This window comes from Halomonas sp. H10-9-1, from assembly GCF_040147005.1.
Lineage (GTDB): Bacteria > Pseudomonadota > Gammaproteobacteria > Pseudomonadales > Halomonadaceae > Halomonas.
This window is the reverse complement of record NZ_JAMSHO010000001.1, coordinates 954,729-968,215: the sequence shown is the minus strand read 5'-3', so window position 1 is coordinate 968,215 and position 13,487 is coordinate 954,729. Positions and strand designations below refer to the sequence as shown.

Here is a 13,487-nt window from a genome sequence, read left to right as displayed (position 1 = left end):
CATGAGTTCCGAAGCCAACCTGCTGCCGCTGATCGTCGAGCCGGAACAGCTCGCCGAGCACCTCGACACACCGTCGCTGATGGTTATCGACGTGCCGATGCGCGCAGAGAGCTACGCCGAGGGCCATGTGCCCGGTGCGCTGTTCCTCGACAAGGCCCGCCTGATGCGCGGCACGGGCGAGGCGCCCTGCCGCGAACCCAGCGTCGAGCAGCTCTCGGCGCTATTCAGCGAACTGGGCCTGACCCGGGACACCCACGTGGTCGCCTACGATGACGAGGGCGGTGGCTGGGCGGGGCGCCTGCTGTGGACCCTCGAGCTGATCGGCCACACCCGCTACTCCTACCTCAACGGCGGCATCCACGCCTGGCGCGAGGCGGGCCTGGCGACTGCCACCGAGGCCTGCGCCCCCACGGCCAGCGACTACCGGGCCGAGATCCTGAACCCCGAGGTGGCGATCGACTGGATCGAGCTTGCCGAGCGCCTGGGCGAGAAGGGCTTTGCGGTATGGGATGCCCGCTCACCCGAGGAGTACCGCGGCGAAAAGGGCGAGAACAGGCGCCTCGGCCATATCCCCGGCGCGCTCAACCTGGAGTGGACCCAGGCCATGGACCGCGAGCGCGGCCTGCGCATCCGCGACTATGCGGAGCTGATCACCGAACTCGAGGCGCTGGGACTGACCCCGGACATGGAGGTGGTGACCCACTGCCAGAGCCACCACCGCAGCGGCTTCACCTGGCTGGTCGGTCGCGCCCTGGGGTTCGAGAAGATCCGCGGCTACGCCGGCTCCTGGAAGGAGTGGGGCAACCGCGACGATACACCGGTGGAGAAGTAGCTGGTAGCTGGAAGCTGGAAGCTGGAAGCTGGAAGCTGGAAGCTGGAAGCTGGAAGCTGGAAGCTGGAAGCTGGAAGCTGGAAGCTGGAAGCTGGAAGCTGGAAGCTGGAAGCTGGAACGCAATATGATCCCCCCGCCCCTGGGGTCAAGGTTTTGCTTCAAGCTTCCAGCCGCGAAGCGGCGCTCTTCCAGCTTCAAGCTCACAGGCGCTTAGCCCACCCTCCCGATCATCTACCCAAAGCCCCCTAAAGAGACCTCCCGTCCGTGCCCCTAGCCAAGCTGTTTGCCCTGATCCAGTACCCCCTGCCCCACCACGCCCTGTCGCGACTGGTGGGGCGCCTGGCCGAGTGTCGCACGCCGTGGCTGAAGAACGCCCTGATCCGCGCCTTCATTCGCCGCTTCAGGGTCGACATGGCCGAGGCCGCCGAGCCCGACCCGACGACCTACGCCACCTTCAACGACTTCTTCACCCGCGCGCTTGTGGCCGATGCCCGCCCCATCGGCGCGGGCATGGTCAGCCCCGCCGACGGGCGGCTCTCGCAGTTTGGGGCCATCGCGGCGGGACAGCTGCTGCAGGCCAAGGGGCACCGCTTCTCCGCCGAGGCGCTGCTGGGCAGCGACGTGGACGCCGCCAACCGCTTCCTCGGCGGCAGCTTCGCCACGGTCTACCTCTCCCCCAGCGACTACCATCGAGTGCATATGCCGCTGGCCGGCACCCTGACCGAGATGGTCTACGTGCCGGGCCGACTGTTCTCGGTCAACGCCGCCACCACCGAACACGTGCCCGGCCTGTTCGCCCGCAACGAACGCCTGGTGTGCCACTTCGACACCGAACACGGCCCCATGGCCCTGGTGCTGGTGGGGGCGATGATCGTCGCCGCCATCGAGACGGTGTGGGCCGGGCAGATCACCCCACTGCCGCGGAGCGATGTGCAGCGCATCCGCCTCGACACCCCGGTGCGCCTCGAGAAGGGCGCGGAGATGGGCCGCTTCAAGCTCGGCTCCACGGTGGTGATGGCCTTCGCCGAACCAGTGGCCTTCGCCGATGGCCTCGAGCCCGGCGCCAAGGTGCAGATGGGGCAGTCGTTGGGCAGGCTCTAACAACGCGGCGTGGCGAAGGCCATCACCTCCGCCACGCGCTCCTTCCCCAGCGCCAGTTGGATGAGGCGATCCAGCCCCAGGGCCACGCCGCTGCCGTCGGGCAGGCCGGCCTCGAGTGCCGCCAGCAGGCGTGCGTCGACGTCGACCTCGGGCAGGCCCCGTGCGCGCCGGGCGGCGTTGTCCTCGTGGAAGCGCGCGCGCTGCTCGGCGGCATCGGTCAGCTCGTCGTAGCCGTTGGCGAGCTCCACCCCCTCGAGATAGAGCTCGAAGCGCGAAGCCACCCATTCGCCATCCTCGGGGTCACGGTGGCGTCGCGCCAGCGCCGCCTGGCTGGCGGGGTAGTCCACCACCGCGTCGAGCCCGTCGCGGCCGAGTTGTGGCTCGATCACCAGGCTCATCAGCAGGTCGAGGCAGCCGTCGCGATCGCTGTCGCCCATGTCGAGCCCACCGCGCTCGCCGGCCAGGCGGCGCAGGGTGTCGAGGGGGGCATGCAAGGGATCGAGGCCGAGGGCGTCGCGAAACAGCTCGCGATAGCGGCGCCGCCGCAGCGGTCCCGGATTATCCCCAGGTTCTCGCCCCAGCACGCCATGAACCAAGGCGGCGGTCTCGTCGACCAGCGCCTCGAGCGGCATGCCGGGGCGATACCACTCCAGCATGGTGAACTCGAGGTTGTGGCGGCGCCCCACCTCGCCGTCGCGAAAGCAGCGCGCCAACTGGTAGATCGGCCCCGAGCCTGCCGCCAGCAGCCGCTTCATGGCGAACTCCGGCGAGGTCTGCAGCCATAGCCGCTCGTGCCCGGCAGGCGTGGTGGCCTCGGCCGAGAGCGAAGCGAGATGCACGTCGGTGCTGCCGCCATGGCCAAGCACCGGGGTCTCCACCTCCCACACGCCGCGCTCGGCGAAGAAGGCCCGCACCTCGGCGATCAGGCGTGCGCGCTCGCGCAGGGTGGCGATCTCAGCCGTGGGCCGCCAGTCGTCTGTCATATCCTGACCTCTAAGAACCAACAAGGCCACGCCGCGGCGTGGCCTTGGAGCAGTATCAGCCCAGTGTTAGCCCTCTCCGAGCGACGCTCAGACGAGGCGAATCCCGAGTAAGGCGGCGGAGTTTAGCAGCGCTAAATGAGCAAGCCGTCTCGGGATTCAACGACGTATGAGCGAGCGCAGGAAGGGCCTCACCTTATGCGCGGGAGACGTACTCACCGCTGCGCGTATCGATCTTCAGCACCTCGCCCTCGTTGATGAACAGCGGCACACGCACCACCGCGCCGGAGGAGAGGGTCGCCGGCTTGGAGCCGCCCTGGGCGGTGTCGCCCTTGAGGCCGGGGTCGGTCTCGGTGACCTCGAGCTCGATGAAGTTGGGCGGGGTCACGCTGATCGCGTTGTCGTTCCACAGCGTGATGGTGTAGACCACCTGCTCCTTGAGCCACTTGTCGGTGTCGCCCAGGGCCTTCTTCTCCACCGGATACTGCTCGAAGGAGCCATCGGTCTTCATGAAGTACCACATCTCGCCGTCGTTATAGAGATACTCCATCTCCAGATCCAGGACATCGGCGCCCTCCAGGCTCTCGCCGGACTTGAAGGTGCGCTCCCAGACGCGGCCGGTCATCAGGTTGCGCAGCTTGACGCGGTTGAACGCCTGGCCCTTGCCGGGCTTGACGAACTCGTTCTCGACGATCGAGCAGGGGTCGCCGTCGAGCATCACCTTCAGACCGCCCTTGAATTCGTTGGTAGAATAGTTCGCCATGATTCCTCGCTGAATGATCGGCGCCCCGCCTTGGCGGTGGCGCAGGAAATGAATCGACGGGCGCCATCGCGCCTGTCCGCAATTGGTGTGCCGCATGATAACCCGAAGCCTGGCCGATGTGCAGAGCGTCCCCCTTGCCCCTCCCCAGGAGCGTGCACCCTGGCAGGCCCAACTGGCCGGCGCGATCCGCGACCCGCGCGAGCTGTGCCGGCGCCTGGGGCTGGACGAGCGCTGGCTGCCCGGCGCCGAGGCGGGGCACGCCCTGTTCGAGGTGCGCGTGCCCGAGGCGTTCCTGGCGCGCATCTGCCCAGGCGACCCCCACGACCCCCTACTGCGCCAGGTGCTGCCGCTGGATGAAGAGCGCCGCCCCGCACCGGGTTATGTCACCGACCCACTGGAAGAGGCCTCGCACACCAGGGCACGTGGGCTGATCCACAAGTACGCGGGACGCGTGCTGCTGATCACCAGTCCCGCCTGCGCGGTGAACTGTCGCTACTGCTTCCGCCGCCACTTCCCCTACACCGAGAACTCCCCCTCCCGGGCCCAGTGGGAGGCGACCCTCGACCACCTGCGCGGTGATCCGACGATCCGCGAGGCGATCCTCTCCGGCGGCGACCCGCTGGCGGCGAGCGATCGCCACCTCGCCTGGCTGGTGGCGCACCTCGAGGCAATCCCCCATGTGACGCGCCTGCGCATCCATACCCGCCTGCCGGTGGTCATTCCCGAGCGTATCGACGACGGCCTGCTCGCTTGGCTCGGTACCACGCGCCTGCAGAAGGTGATGGTGCTGCATATCAACCACGCCAACGAGATCGATGACGCCGTGATTGCCGCCTGCCGCCGCCTGAGCGATGCCGGGGTGACCCTGCTCAACCAGAGCGTGCTGCTGCGCGGGGTCAACGATTCGGTGGAGGCCCTGGCCGCGCTCTCCGAGCGGCTCTTCGAGGCCGGCGTGCTGCCCTACTACCTGCATGTGCTCGACCCGGTGGCGGGCGCGGCCCACTTCGACGTTCCCGACGACGAGGCCCGCGAACTGGTCGCGGGCCTCAGGGAGGTACTGCCGGGATTCCTGATGCCGCGGCTCGCCAGGGAGATCCCCGGCGAGGGGAGCAAGACGCCGCTCTAGCGGCAAGCGGCAAGCGGCAAGCGGCAAGCGGCAAGCGGCAAGCGGCAAGCGGCAAGCGGCAAGCGGCAAGCGGCAAGTCAGAAGCGTGTGATTGCTCAAATCAAAAGAAAACCCGAAGGTCTCAGCCTTCGGGTTTCCTTGTAGCTCGGCGCTTGTAGCTTGGCGCTGTTAAGCCAGTGACGCTGCGGTGACGTTGGCCGCCGGCGCCTGGGTCGAGAGCTTGCGGTTGATGGCGCTCATCACCGCCTTCATGGAGGCGCTGGTGATGCTCTCGTCGGTACCCACGCCGAATACTGCCTCGCCGTCGATACGCACCTCCACATAGGCAATCGCCTCAGCGTCGGAGCCCTGGCCGCGGGAGTGCTCGTGGTAGTCAATGATCTCCGCGTCGTGGCCGGCGGCGGCCAACGCCTTGATGAAGGCGGCCAGCGGGCCGTTGCCCTGCCCCTGAATGGTGCGCCGCTCGCCGCGCTCCTCGATGGTGGCCTCGAGGGTAACCGTGGGGCTGTCGGGCTCCGAGGAGAGACGATGACTGACCAGCCCGAAGGGTGAGGTCTGCTCGAGGTACTCGTCGGCAAACGCCTGGTAGATCATCTGCGAGGTGATCTCCTTACCCGTGCGGTCGGCCACCTCCTGCACCACCTGGCTGAACTCGATGGAGAGGCGCCGCGGCAGCTCGATGCCGTGCTCCTGCTCGAGCAGGTAGGAGACCCCGCCCTTGCCGGACTGGCTGTTGACGCGGATCACCGCCTCGTAGCTGCGCCCCACGTCCAGCGGGTCGATGGGCAGATAGGGCACATCCCAGGCAGCCTCGGGGTGGGCGCGGCGCTCGGCCATGCCCTTCTTGATGGCATCCTGGTGGGAGCCGGAGAAGGCGGTGAACACCAGGTCGCCCACATAGGGGTGGCGCGGGTGCACCGGCAGCTGGTTGCAGTACTCCACCTCGCGCATGACCGGGGTGATGTTGGAGAAGTCGAGCCCCGGGTGAACGCCCTGGGTGTACATGTTCATCGCAAGGGTGACGATATCCACGTTGCCGGTCCGTTCGCCGTTGCCGAACAGGGTGCCCTCGACGCGATCGGCGCCGGCCATCAGGGTCAGCTCGGCGGCGGCCACGCCGGTGCCGCGGTCGTTGTGGGGGTGCACGCTGACAATCAGCGCCTCGCGATTCTTCACGTTGCGGCAGAACCACTCGATCTGGTCGGCGTAGTTGTTGGGGGTGGCGACCTCCACCGTCGCCGGCAGGTTGACGATCATCGGCTTGGCGGCGCTGGCCCCGAAGGTGTCCATCACCGCCTCGACGATCTCCCGGGCGAACTCCATCTCGGTGGTGGTGAACAGCTCCGGCGAGTACTGGAAGGTCCAGTGGGTCTCGGGGGCCTTCTCCATGTGCTGGCGGATGCGCGTCGTGGCGTCCACGGCGATCTGGATACACTCGGGCTTGTCGACCCCGAACACCACCCGGCGGAACATCGGGTCGGTGGCGTTGTAGACGTGGACGATGGCACTCTTGACCCCCTCCAGGGCCTCGAAGGTGCGATCGATCAGGTGGTCTCGGGCCTGGGTCAGCACCTGGATGGTGACGTCATCGGGAATGCGGTCATTCTCGATCAGCGAGCGCACGAAGTCGTAGTCGGTCTGGGAGGCGGAGGGAAAGCCGACCTCGATCTCCTTGAAGCCGACCTTCACCAGCAGGTCGAAGAGTCGCTGCTTGCGCTCCTGGTCCATGGGGTCGATCAGCGACTGGTTGCCGTCGCGCAAATCGACGCTGGTCCAGATGGGCGGCTGCTCGATGCGGCGATTGGGCCACTGGCGATCGGGCAGGTCCACGGCGACGAAGGGGCGGTACTTGGCGGCGGGGTTGTCGAGCATCATGGCGGCGTTCTCCTCTGGATACGGGGTGTCAGGCGTGCTGGCGTTCGGAAACGTCAGCGCCCCGACGGCCGGGGGCCGGTCGGGGCGCTGTACGAAGGATCAGTGACCACCGGGCAGCGACCCGCTGGGACGATACCGGTACGGTCTGGAAACAAGCTGTGACGACGGGGATGGATGACATGGTACGACCTCTTGACGACCGGAGCTCCAACGGGGGAGCAGTGACTCGGCGATGCAGGCGGCATCGCCAGCGCTCAGGCTAGCGCTAGTAGTCGTAGGTCGAGGTCGTACGCGGTCAGGTTCATGTGCCTAGAGAATCAGTCCTGGAGAGAGTTGTCAACTCCGACGCTCCAGAAGTGCCTCCATCCGCGAGAGCTGGTCGCGCAGCTCGCGCACGTCACTGCGCAGGCCGTGGAGCTCGGCGGCCTCCCCCTCCCCGCTCTCGATCTCCATCTGCACGCTCTCCTTCTGCATCACGTCGAGCACGATGCCGATCATCATGTTGAGGAAGATGAAGGCGGTCAGGAAGATGAAGGTCAGGTAGTAGAGCCAGCTCCAGGCATAGACCTCCTGGGTGGCATACATCACGTCGGTCCAGTCCTCGAAGGTGGCGATGCGGAACAACGTGAGCATGGCGATGGAGATATTGCCCCACAGGAAGTCGTCGACATCCACGAACAGGAAGCTGCCGATGGCCGCGTAGATGTAGAAGATGATGAACATCAGCAGCGCCACATAGCCCATGCGCGGAATCGACTTGACCAGCGCCGCCATCAGCAGGCGCAGCTCGGGAATCATCGACACCAGGCGCAGCACCCGGAAGATGCGCAGCAACCGCGCCAGCAGCACCATTTCGGAGTCGTCCAGGGGGATCAGGCTGGCGGTGACGATCAGGAAGTCGAAGACGTTCCAGCCGCGGCGGAAGAAATCGCGCAGGCGCCGTTCGGCAGCCATGCGGATCAGGATCTCCACCAGGAAGAACACCGTCACCGCCACATCCATGACCAGCAGCCACTGCTGGAAGCGGTTGCTCTCCTCGTAGGTCTTGGCGCCGATCAGCAGGGCCGAGACGATGATGATGGCGATGACCGCCGTCTCGAACAGCTTGTTGGCGCGCAGCCGCTCGAAGCGGTCGCGCCAGGTCTGGAAGGTACCGCTCATGTTGTCGCGTCTCTCATAAGCGTTTGAGTTGTCAGGAGTTCACGCTTGGCGGCCAGCAGGTGATGCGCCGGGGGCAGGCAGAAAGAGCCCACCGCGTACAATTCGACGTACAAACCAGGCCGCCAAGCGCGGTGGATGTTACCACGCGGCACGACGGCGCTACGCGAAATCTGGGGCGGGGCAGTTGCAGGGGCTTGGTGCGCTACTTTTCGAGCAACGAACCAGCCCTTGCCACCCCACCCCCGGCATCGTGCAAGCATGAACGACGCGACCCTCTACCGGATCACCACTTGGAGAAAGCGGCTCGAACGCCGTGGCTGGACGAGCCTGCGGCGGGCGCGGCCGCCTCGGGGCCGGGTCATCGAATATCACATGGCCTGGGAGGGGCAGCTGGTCAGCGGGCGAGTGCGGCTTCCGGGTGCTGAAGAGCGACATCGAGATCGCGCCGGTCTATCACCGGCTGCCGGATCGCATCCGTGCCCATGCGCTGATCTGCTTCCTCGCCCTGGTGCCTTACCGGGTGCTGCGGCTGCGGCTGAAGGCCAGTGATCACAAGCTTTCGCCGACGCGGGCACTGGAAATTGCCCGCAAGATTCAGTTCCACCAGGTCCTGCTGCACCGTCGCAAGACGGCGAGCGGCTTGACCAAACTGAAGCCTGAACAACGCGACCTTTTCGAAGCGATTGGCCTGCCGGCACCGACTGCATCTCACTTGTAGTGCCAATTTTGAAAACGCGCTTCCAGGTTAATCAGTGCTTTACGCTTCTATCTGTCGAACTCGGGAGACCCGCGGCATGGCGGGGCTTCAATCATTCAACTGAGAAGTATCATACTCTCGCGACCAGTAGGCCAACCAGTCTGCGAACTCTTTCTCACTGTACTCATGCGTTGCCAAGCCTTCGTACATCTGCACCACATCATCGCTAGGCGCAGTCAACTCCCAACCATTCAGCATCAGGAAGTCGAAAACGCAGCCAGCGGCGGTGCGTTTGTTGGCGTTCATGAAACAGTGGTTCTGGACAAGAGAGGAGCCAAAGACCGCCGCGAGGATGAACATGTCGTCGGTCTGTTGGTAGTAGCGATAGAGACAGGGGCGCTGCTGTGCGCTTTCTAGCGCCCCATGATTCAGAATGCCAAATGGTTCTTCGGGAGTAAGAGCCAGCATGCGTTCATTCATGCTGACGATGTCATCTACTGGCAAATATCGGATGCCGTCTGCGTGTTGGTCATCGCAAGAAGACACCCAAAGTCACACCTTTGCCAGCTCACGGTATGCGCTTTCGTAGCGTGCGAAGGAGCGAGCCCGCACTTTTTCAAGCTGCTCATAGTGGTCACCCAGGCACGGGCGAGCCTTAGCCACCTCTCCTTCCTTGCGCGGAGGGATGATGAGCCGCTCTTGCTTTTTAAGTGCCTGATTCATAATGACCTCCTTAATCGGCGGCTTCCGACAAAAAAACCCTTAGCCAGATAGATAGCCAAGGGACACGTTGGAAGCTCACGTCTTCATGATACGTACCCCTGTCTCGTTAAGCAACGCGTATAGCGTATTCGCACACATAGATCGCACAGGTTTCACGCACAGATTCGACGTACATCTCTCACGTAACATGTTGATCTATAAGAAATGCAAGCGCCCTGACGACGTACATTGAAACAGCCTAAGCGGTTGATTTTCTAGGCACGGAGCGCCTGATTGGCGCGCAGCCGCTCGAAGCGGTCGCGCCAGGTCTGGAAGACCGAACTCACGACACCGGCTCCTCCAGGTCGCCCTGGCGATAGCCGATCAGGTAGAGCACCGCATCGAGGCCCAGCGTCGAGATCGAGTGCTGGGCCTGGGCACGCACCAGCGGCTTGGCGCGGAAGGCGATGCCGAGCCCGGCGGCGGCCAGCATCTTGAGGTCGTTGGCGCCGTCGCCCACGGCGATGGTCTGCTCCATGGCCAGGCCCTCGCGCGCGGCAATCTCGCACAACAGCTGTGCCTTGCGGTTGGCGTCGAGGATCGGCTCGCGCACTTCTCCGGTCACCTTGCCGTCTTCGATCACCAGTTCGTTGGCGTGGACCTCATCGAAGCCGAGCCTCTCCTGCAGGTAGCGGGCGAAGTAGGTGAACCCGCCGGAGAGGATGGCGGTGCGATAGCCCAGCCGCTTGAGCTGGGCCATCAGGCGCTCGACGCCGTCCATCAATGGCAGCTGCGCGGCGATCTCGGCCAGCACCGACTCGTCGAGGCCACGGAGCTTCGCCATGCGCTCGCGGAAACTCTGCTGGAAGTCGAGCTCGCCGCGCATGGCCCGCTCGGTGACCTCGGCCACCTCGGCATAGACGCCGTGGCGGCGTGCCAACTCGTCGATCACCTCGGCCTGGATCAGGGTGGAGTCCATGTCGAAGCACACCAGGCGGCGGTGCCGGCGCCAGATGGAGTCCTCCTGGATGGCGATATCCACGCCGTGCATGGCGCCCAGCGCCAGGGCCTTTTCGCGCAGGGCATCGAGGTCGATCTCCTCACCACGCAGCCAGCACTCCACACAGGCACCCTGGATGGCATCGCGCTCGCCGGGCACACCGCCGTCCAGCGGCTCGCGGCCGGAGAGGCGATGGATCAGCTCCACGGTCAGGCCATGCTCGGCGGTGAGCGCCCCCACCTCGGCGAGGATACCCGCCGGCAGGTGCGGCGCCAGCAGGGTCAGGATCAGCCGCGGCTGGCTGGCCTGGCTGCTCCAGCGCTGGTAGTCCTCGGCGGCGACCTGGATCGCCTGGACGTCGAGGCCCAGCTCGTCCCCCGCCGCCGCGAGCGCCGCCTCGAGCTCGGCCTCCCGCTCGAGCCCGACCAGGGCCTCCAGGGAGAGCATGCCGAAGGTCACGCTCTGGTTGATGTCCAGCAGCCTCGCGCCGCTGGCCGCCAGGGCCCGGCCCAGGCCGGCCAGCTGGCCCGGCCGCGCCGCGCCGGTGGCGCGGATCAGGATTCGTCGTGTCATGTTAACCCCTTTGATGAGCTGTAAGCTTTAAGCCGTAAGCTGTAAGAAAGACGTGCCTATCATGGGTTTACTTACAGCTTATAGCTTATGGCTTACAGCTTCCGGCGAAGCCGGGGACTTCAAGCTTCCGGCTTCAAGCTTTCCAGTCGATCCACCTTCTGCAGCCCGCGGGGCAGCTTGCTGCCGCGTCGGCCGCGCTCGCCGAGATAATACGCCAGATCGTCGGCCTTGAGGGTCAGGTGGCGCTTGCCGGCGTGCACCACCAGGCTGGCCTCGGCCGGCAGTACCACCAGGTCGCGCACGAACTCCTCTCGCCGCGCCGCCCGGGGCCCCGGAATATCGATCATCTTGTTGCCCTTGCCCTTGGCCATCTCCGGCAGCTCCGCCAGCGGGAAGAGCAGCAGACGCCCCTCGTTGGAGACCGCCGCGACCAGCGCTCCCTCGCCCTCCGGCACCGCCACCGGCGGCAGCACATTGCACCCCTTGGGCACCGTCAGTACCGACTTGCCGGACTTGTTCTTGCCGACCAGCTCCTCGAGCCGGGCCACGAAGCCATAACCGCCATCGGAGGAGAGCAGGTAGCGGGTCGCCGGCGGCGCCAGCATCACCCCGGCGATATGGGCGCCGGCCACCACGTTGACCCGGCTGGTCACCGGCTCGCCCTGGCCCCGGGCGCTGGGCAGGTTGTGGGCCTGCAGGGTGTAGGCGCGGCCGGTATCATCGAGCAGCACCAGCGGCTGGTTGGTCTTGCCCCGGGAGGCCAGGGAGAAGCGGTCGCCGGCCTTGTAGGAGAGCCCGGCGGGATCGATCTCGTGGCCCTTGGCACTGCGAATCCAGCCCTTCTCGGAGAGCACCACGGTAATCGGGTCGGCGCCCACCAGCTCGACCTCGGAGAGCGCCCGGGCCTCCTCGCGCTCGACGATCGGCGAGCGGCGGGGGTCGCCGTGTGCCTCGGCGGCGGCGCGCAGCTCCTCCTCGATCAGGTCGGTGAGCTTGGCCTCGTTGCCAAGCAGCTCCTGGAGGCGAGCACGCTCGGCCTCGAGCTCCTCCTGCTCGCCGCGGATCTTCATCTCCTCGAGCTTGGCCAGGTGGCGCAAGCGCAGCTCGAGGATCGCCTCGGCCTGGCGATCACTGAGGCCGAACGCCTCCATCAGCGCGGGCTTGGGTGCGTCTTCCTCGCGGATGATGCGGATCACCTCGTCGATATTGAGGTAGGCGATCAACAGGCCCTCGAGGAGGTGCAGGCGATCCTCCACCTTGCCCAGGCGGTGCTCCAGGCGCCGACGCACCGTGGAGCGGCGAAAGCGCAACCACTCGCCGAGCAGGTCGGGCAACGCCATCACCCGCGGGCGGCCATCGAGGCCGATCACATTCATGTTGACGCGAATGTTCTTCTCGAGATCGGTGGTGGCGAACAGGTGCGCCATCAGCGCCTCGATATCCACGCGGTTGGAGCGCGGCTCGATCACCAGCCGGGTCGGCTCCTCGTGGGTCGACTCGTCGCGCAGGTCGGCCACCATGGGCAGCTTCTTGGCCTGCATCTGGGCGGCGATCTGCTCGAGGATCTTGGCGCCGCTGACCTGGTAGGGCAGCGCGGTCACCACGATGCTGCCCTCCTCCATCGCGTAGCGGGCGCGCAGCTTCACCGAGCCACGCCCGCTCTCGTAGAGCTTGCGCAGGTCCGCACGGGGCGTGATGATCTCCGCCTCGGTGGGAAAGTCCGGGGCCGGCAGGTGCTGCACCAGGTCGGCGGTGGTCGCCTCGGGATGGCGCAGCAGGTGGCAGGTGGCCTCCACCACCTCGCCCACGTTATGGGGCGGGATGTCGGTGGCCATGCCCACGGCGATGCCGGTGCCGCCATTGAGCAGCACATGGGGCAGCCGTGCCGGCAGCACCACCGGCTCGTTCATGGTGCCGTCGAAGTTGGGCGTCCAGTCCACGGTGCCCTGCCCCAGTTCGGCCAGCAGCACCTCGGCGAACTTCGACAGCCGCGCCTCGGTGTAACGCATGGCGGCGAAGGACTTGGGATCGTCGGGGCTGCCCCAGTTGCCCTGGCCATCCACCAGCGGGTAGCGGTAGCTGAACGGCTGGGCCATCAGCACCATCGCCTCGTAGCAGGCGCTGTCGCCGTGAGGGTGGAACTTGCCCAGCACGTCGCCGACGGTACGCGCCGACTTCTTGTACTTGGCGCTGGCGTTGAGGGCCAACTCGCGCATGGCGTAGACGATGCGGCGCTGCACCGGCTTCATGCCGTCGCCGATATGCGGCAACGCCCGGTCGAGGATGACGTACATCGAGTAGTCGAGGTACGCCTTCTCGGTGTATTCGCGCAGCGAGAGGCGCTCGACGTCGCCCTCCGCTACCTGGATATCCATGGTCATACGGTATGCCCCTGATCAGGGTGTCCAAAATCGTTGGCTTTCTTACCTTGCGGCTGATCCGGCGACAGGCCTTCGGGGAGGCGCTGTGAACCCTTCCCTGGGCGTATATGGAGTCCTCCCCGTTTGCAAGCACGAGGCACGATGGTCGGTAGGTACGACTGCACACGTATATCCGGTCTCGTTAATGATGCTCTGATGAGCATCGGACCTTGATGGGCTATCCGCACGTCAGCTCCCAATCGCTACCTCGAGCTCAAAAGGCTCAGCGTCCAGAAGGGGTTGTCTGACGTCGGTTC

Annotated in this window: 11 protein-coding genes and 1 pseudogene; 4 read left to right on the top strand and 8 right to left on the bottom strand. The window is 65.9% G+C overall.

Going from position 1 to position 13,487, the window contains the following annotated elements:
- Window position 1: 1 nt before the first annotated feature.
- Both NFH66_RS04330 and asd read left to right on the top strand, forming a co-directional pair.
- Window positions 2-832, top strand: coding sequence for a sulfurtransferase (locus NFH66_RS04330; RefSeq protein WP_349608665.1), 831 nt, complete (start codon window positions 2-4; stop codon window positions 830-832).
- Between the two features lie 264 nt (window positions 833-1,096).
- Window positions 1,097-1,933: an archaetidylserine decarboxylase gene (asd, locus tag NFH66_RS04325; RefSeq protein WP_349608662.1), complete on the top strand. Its 837-nt coding sequence runs from the start codon at window positions 1,097-1,099 to the stop codon at window positions 1,931-1,933.
- Here asd and epmA read toward each other — a convergent pair.
- Both epmA and efp read right to left on the bottom strand, forming a co-directional pair.
- Window positions 1,930-2,916 (bottom strand): EF-P lysine aminoacylase EpmA, encoded by a 987-nt coding sequence (gene epmA / locus NFH66_RS04320; protein WP_349608661.1) that lies wholly within the window; start codon window positions 2,914-2,916, stop codon window positions 1,930-1,932. The genes asd and epmA overlap by 4 nt on opposite strands.
- 193 nt (window positions 2,917-3,109) lie before the next feature.
- Complete coding sequence (efp, locus tag NFH66_RS04315) at window positions 3,110-3,676, bottom strand: elongation factor P (RefSeq protein ID WP_349608660.1); 567 nt, start codon at window positions 3,674-3,676, stop codon at window positions 3,110-3,112.
- 94 nt (window positions 3,677-3,770) lie between these two features.
- Between efp and epmB the strand changes: the two genes are divergently transcribed.
- A complete protein-coding gene (gene epmB / locus NFH66_RS04310; RefSeq protein ID WP_349608659.1) occupies window positions 3,771-4,802 on the top strand; it encodes an EF-P beta-lysylation protein EpmB in 1,032 nt (343 codons plus the stop codon).
- 168 nt (window positions 4,803-4,970) lie between these two features.
- Here the strand turns inward: epmB and leuA are convergent, their stop codons facing one another.
- A complete protein-coding gene (gene leuA, locus NFH66_RS04305; RefSeq protein ID WP_349608658.1) occupies window positions 4,971-6,677 on the bottom strand; it encodes a 2-isopropylmalate synthase in 1,707 nt (568 codons plus the stop codon).
- Between the two features lie 336 nt (window positions 6,678-7,013).
- Window positions 7,014-7,838, bottom strand: a complete 825-nt coding sequence (locus tag NFH66_RS04300; RefSeq protein ID WP_349608657.1) for an ion transporter — start codon at window positions 7,836-7,838, stop codon at window positions 7,014-7,016.
- Between the two features lie 403 nt (window positions 7,839-8,241).
- Between NFH66_RS04300 and NFH66_RS04295 the strand changes: the two are divergent.
- Window positions 8,242-8,556, top strand: a pseudogene (locus NFH66_RS04295) (IS1634 family transposase); the annotation flags it as partial.
- Between the two features lie 87 nt (window positions 8,557-8,643).
- On the opposite strand, the gene NFH66_RS04290 reads toward NFH66_RS04295, so the two are convergent.
- The 4 genes from NFH66_RS04290 to parC all read right to left on the bottom strand — a co-directional run bounded on the left by NFH66_RS04290 (window position 8,644) and on the right by parC (window position 13,191).
- Window positions 8,644-9,081, bottom strand: coding sequence for a type II toxin-antitoxin system death-on-curing family toxin (locus tag NFH66_RS04290; RefSeq protein WP_349608656.1), 438 nt, complete (start codon window positions 9,079-9,081; stop codon window positions 8,644-8,646).
- 6 nt (window positions 9,082-9,087) lie between these two features.
- The gene (locus tag NFH66_RS04285; RefSeq protein ID WP_349608655.1) at window positions 9,088-9,258 is read right to left on the bottom strand and encodes a hypothetical protein; all 171 of its coding nucleotides are present in this window, start codon (window positions 9,256-9,258) and stop codon (window positions 9,088-9,090) included.
- A gap of 322 nt (window positions 9,259-9,580) precedes the next feature.
- Window positions 9,581-10,810 (bottom strand): phosphoserine phosphatase SerB, encoded by a 1,230-nt coding sequence (gene serB, locus NFH66_RS04280; RefSeq protein ID WP_349608654.1) that lies wholly within the window; start codon window positions 10,808-10,810, stop codon window positions 9,581-9,583.
- Between the two features lie 119 nt (window positions 10,811-10,929).
- A complete protein-coding gene (gene parC, locus NFH66_RS04275; RefSeq protein WP_349608652.1) occupies window positions 10,930-13,191 on the bottom strand; it encodes a DNA topoisomerase IV subunit A in 2,262 nt (753 codons plus the stop codon).
- Window positions 13,192-13,487 lie beyond the last annotated feature (296 nt).

What these genes read in the sequence shown, in the direction of transcription:
- NFH66_RS04330 (WP_349608665.1), top strand. Translation starts at nt 2, where the DNA reads ATGAGTTCCGAAGCCAACCTGCTGCCGCTGATCGTCGAGCCGGAACAG.
- epmA (WP_349608661.1), bottom strand. Translation starts at nt 2,916, where the DNA reads ATGACAGACGACTGGCGGCCCACGGCTGAGATCGCCACCCTGCGCGAG.
- efp (WP_349608660.1), bottom strand. Translation starts at nt 3,676, where the DNA reads ATGGCGAACTATTCTACCAACGAATTCAAGGGCGGTCTGAAGGTGATG.
- epmB (WP_349608659.1), top strand. Translation starts at nt 3,771, where the DNA reads ATGATAACCCGAAGCCTGGCCGATGTGCAGAGCGTCCCCCTTGCCCCT.
- leuA (WP_349608658.1), bottom strand. Translation starts at nt 6,677, where the DNA reads ATGATGCTCGACAACCCCGCCGCCAAGTACCGCCCCTTCGTCGCCGTG.
- NFH66_RS04300 (WP_349608657.1), bottom strand. Translation starts at nt 7,838, where the DNA reads ATGAGCGGTACCTTCCAGACCTGGCGCGACCGCTTCGAGCGGCTGCGC.
- NFH66_RS04285 (WP_349608655.1), bottom strand. Translation starts at nt 9,258, where the DNA reads ATGAATCAGGCACTTAAAAAGCAAGAGCGGCTCATCATCCCTCCGCGC.
- serB (WP_349608654.1), bottom strand. Translation starts at nt 10,810, where the DNA reads ATGACACGACGAATCCTGATCCGCGCCACCGGCGCGGCGCGGCCGGGC.
- parC (WP_349608652.1), bottom strand. Translation starts at nt 13,191, where the DNA reads ATGACCATGGATATCCAGGTAGCGGAGGGCGACGTCGAGCGCCTCTCG.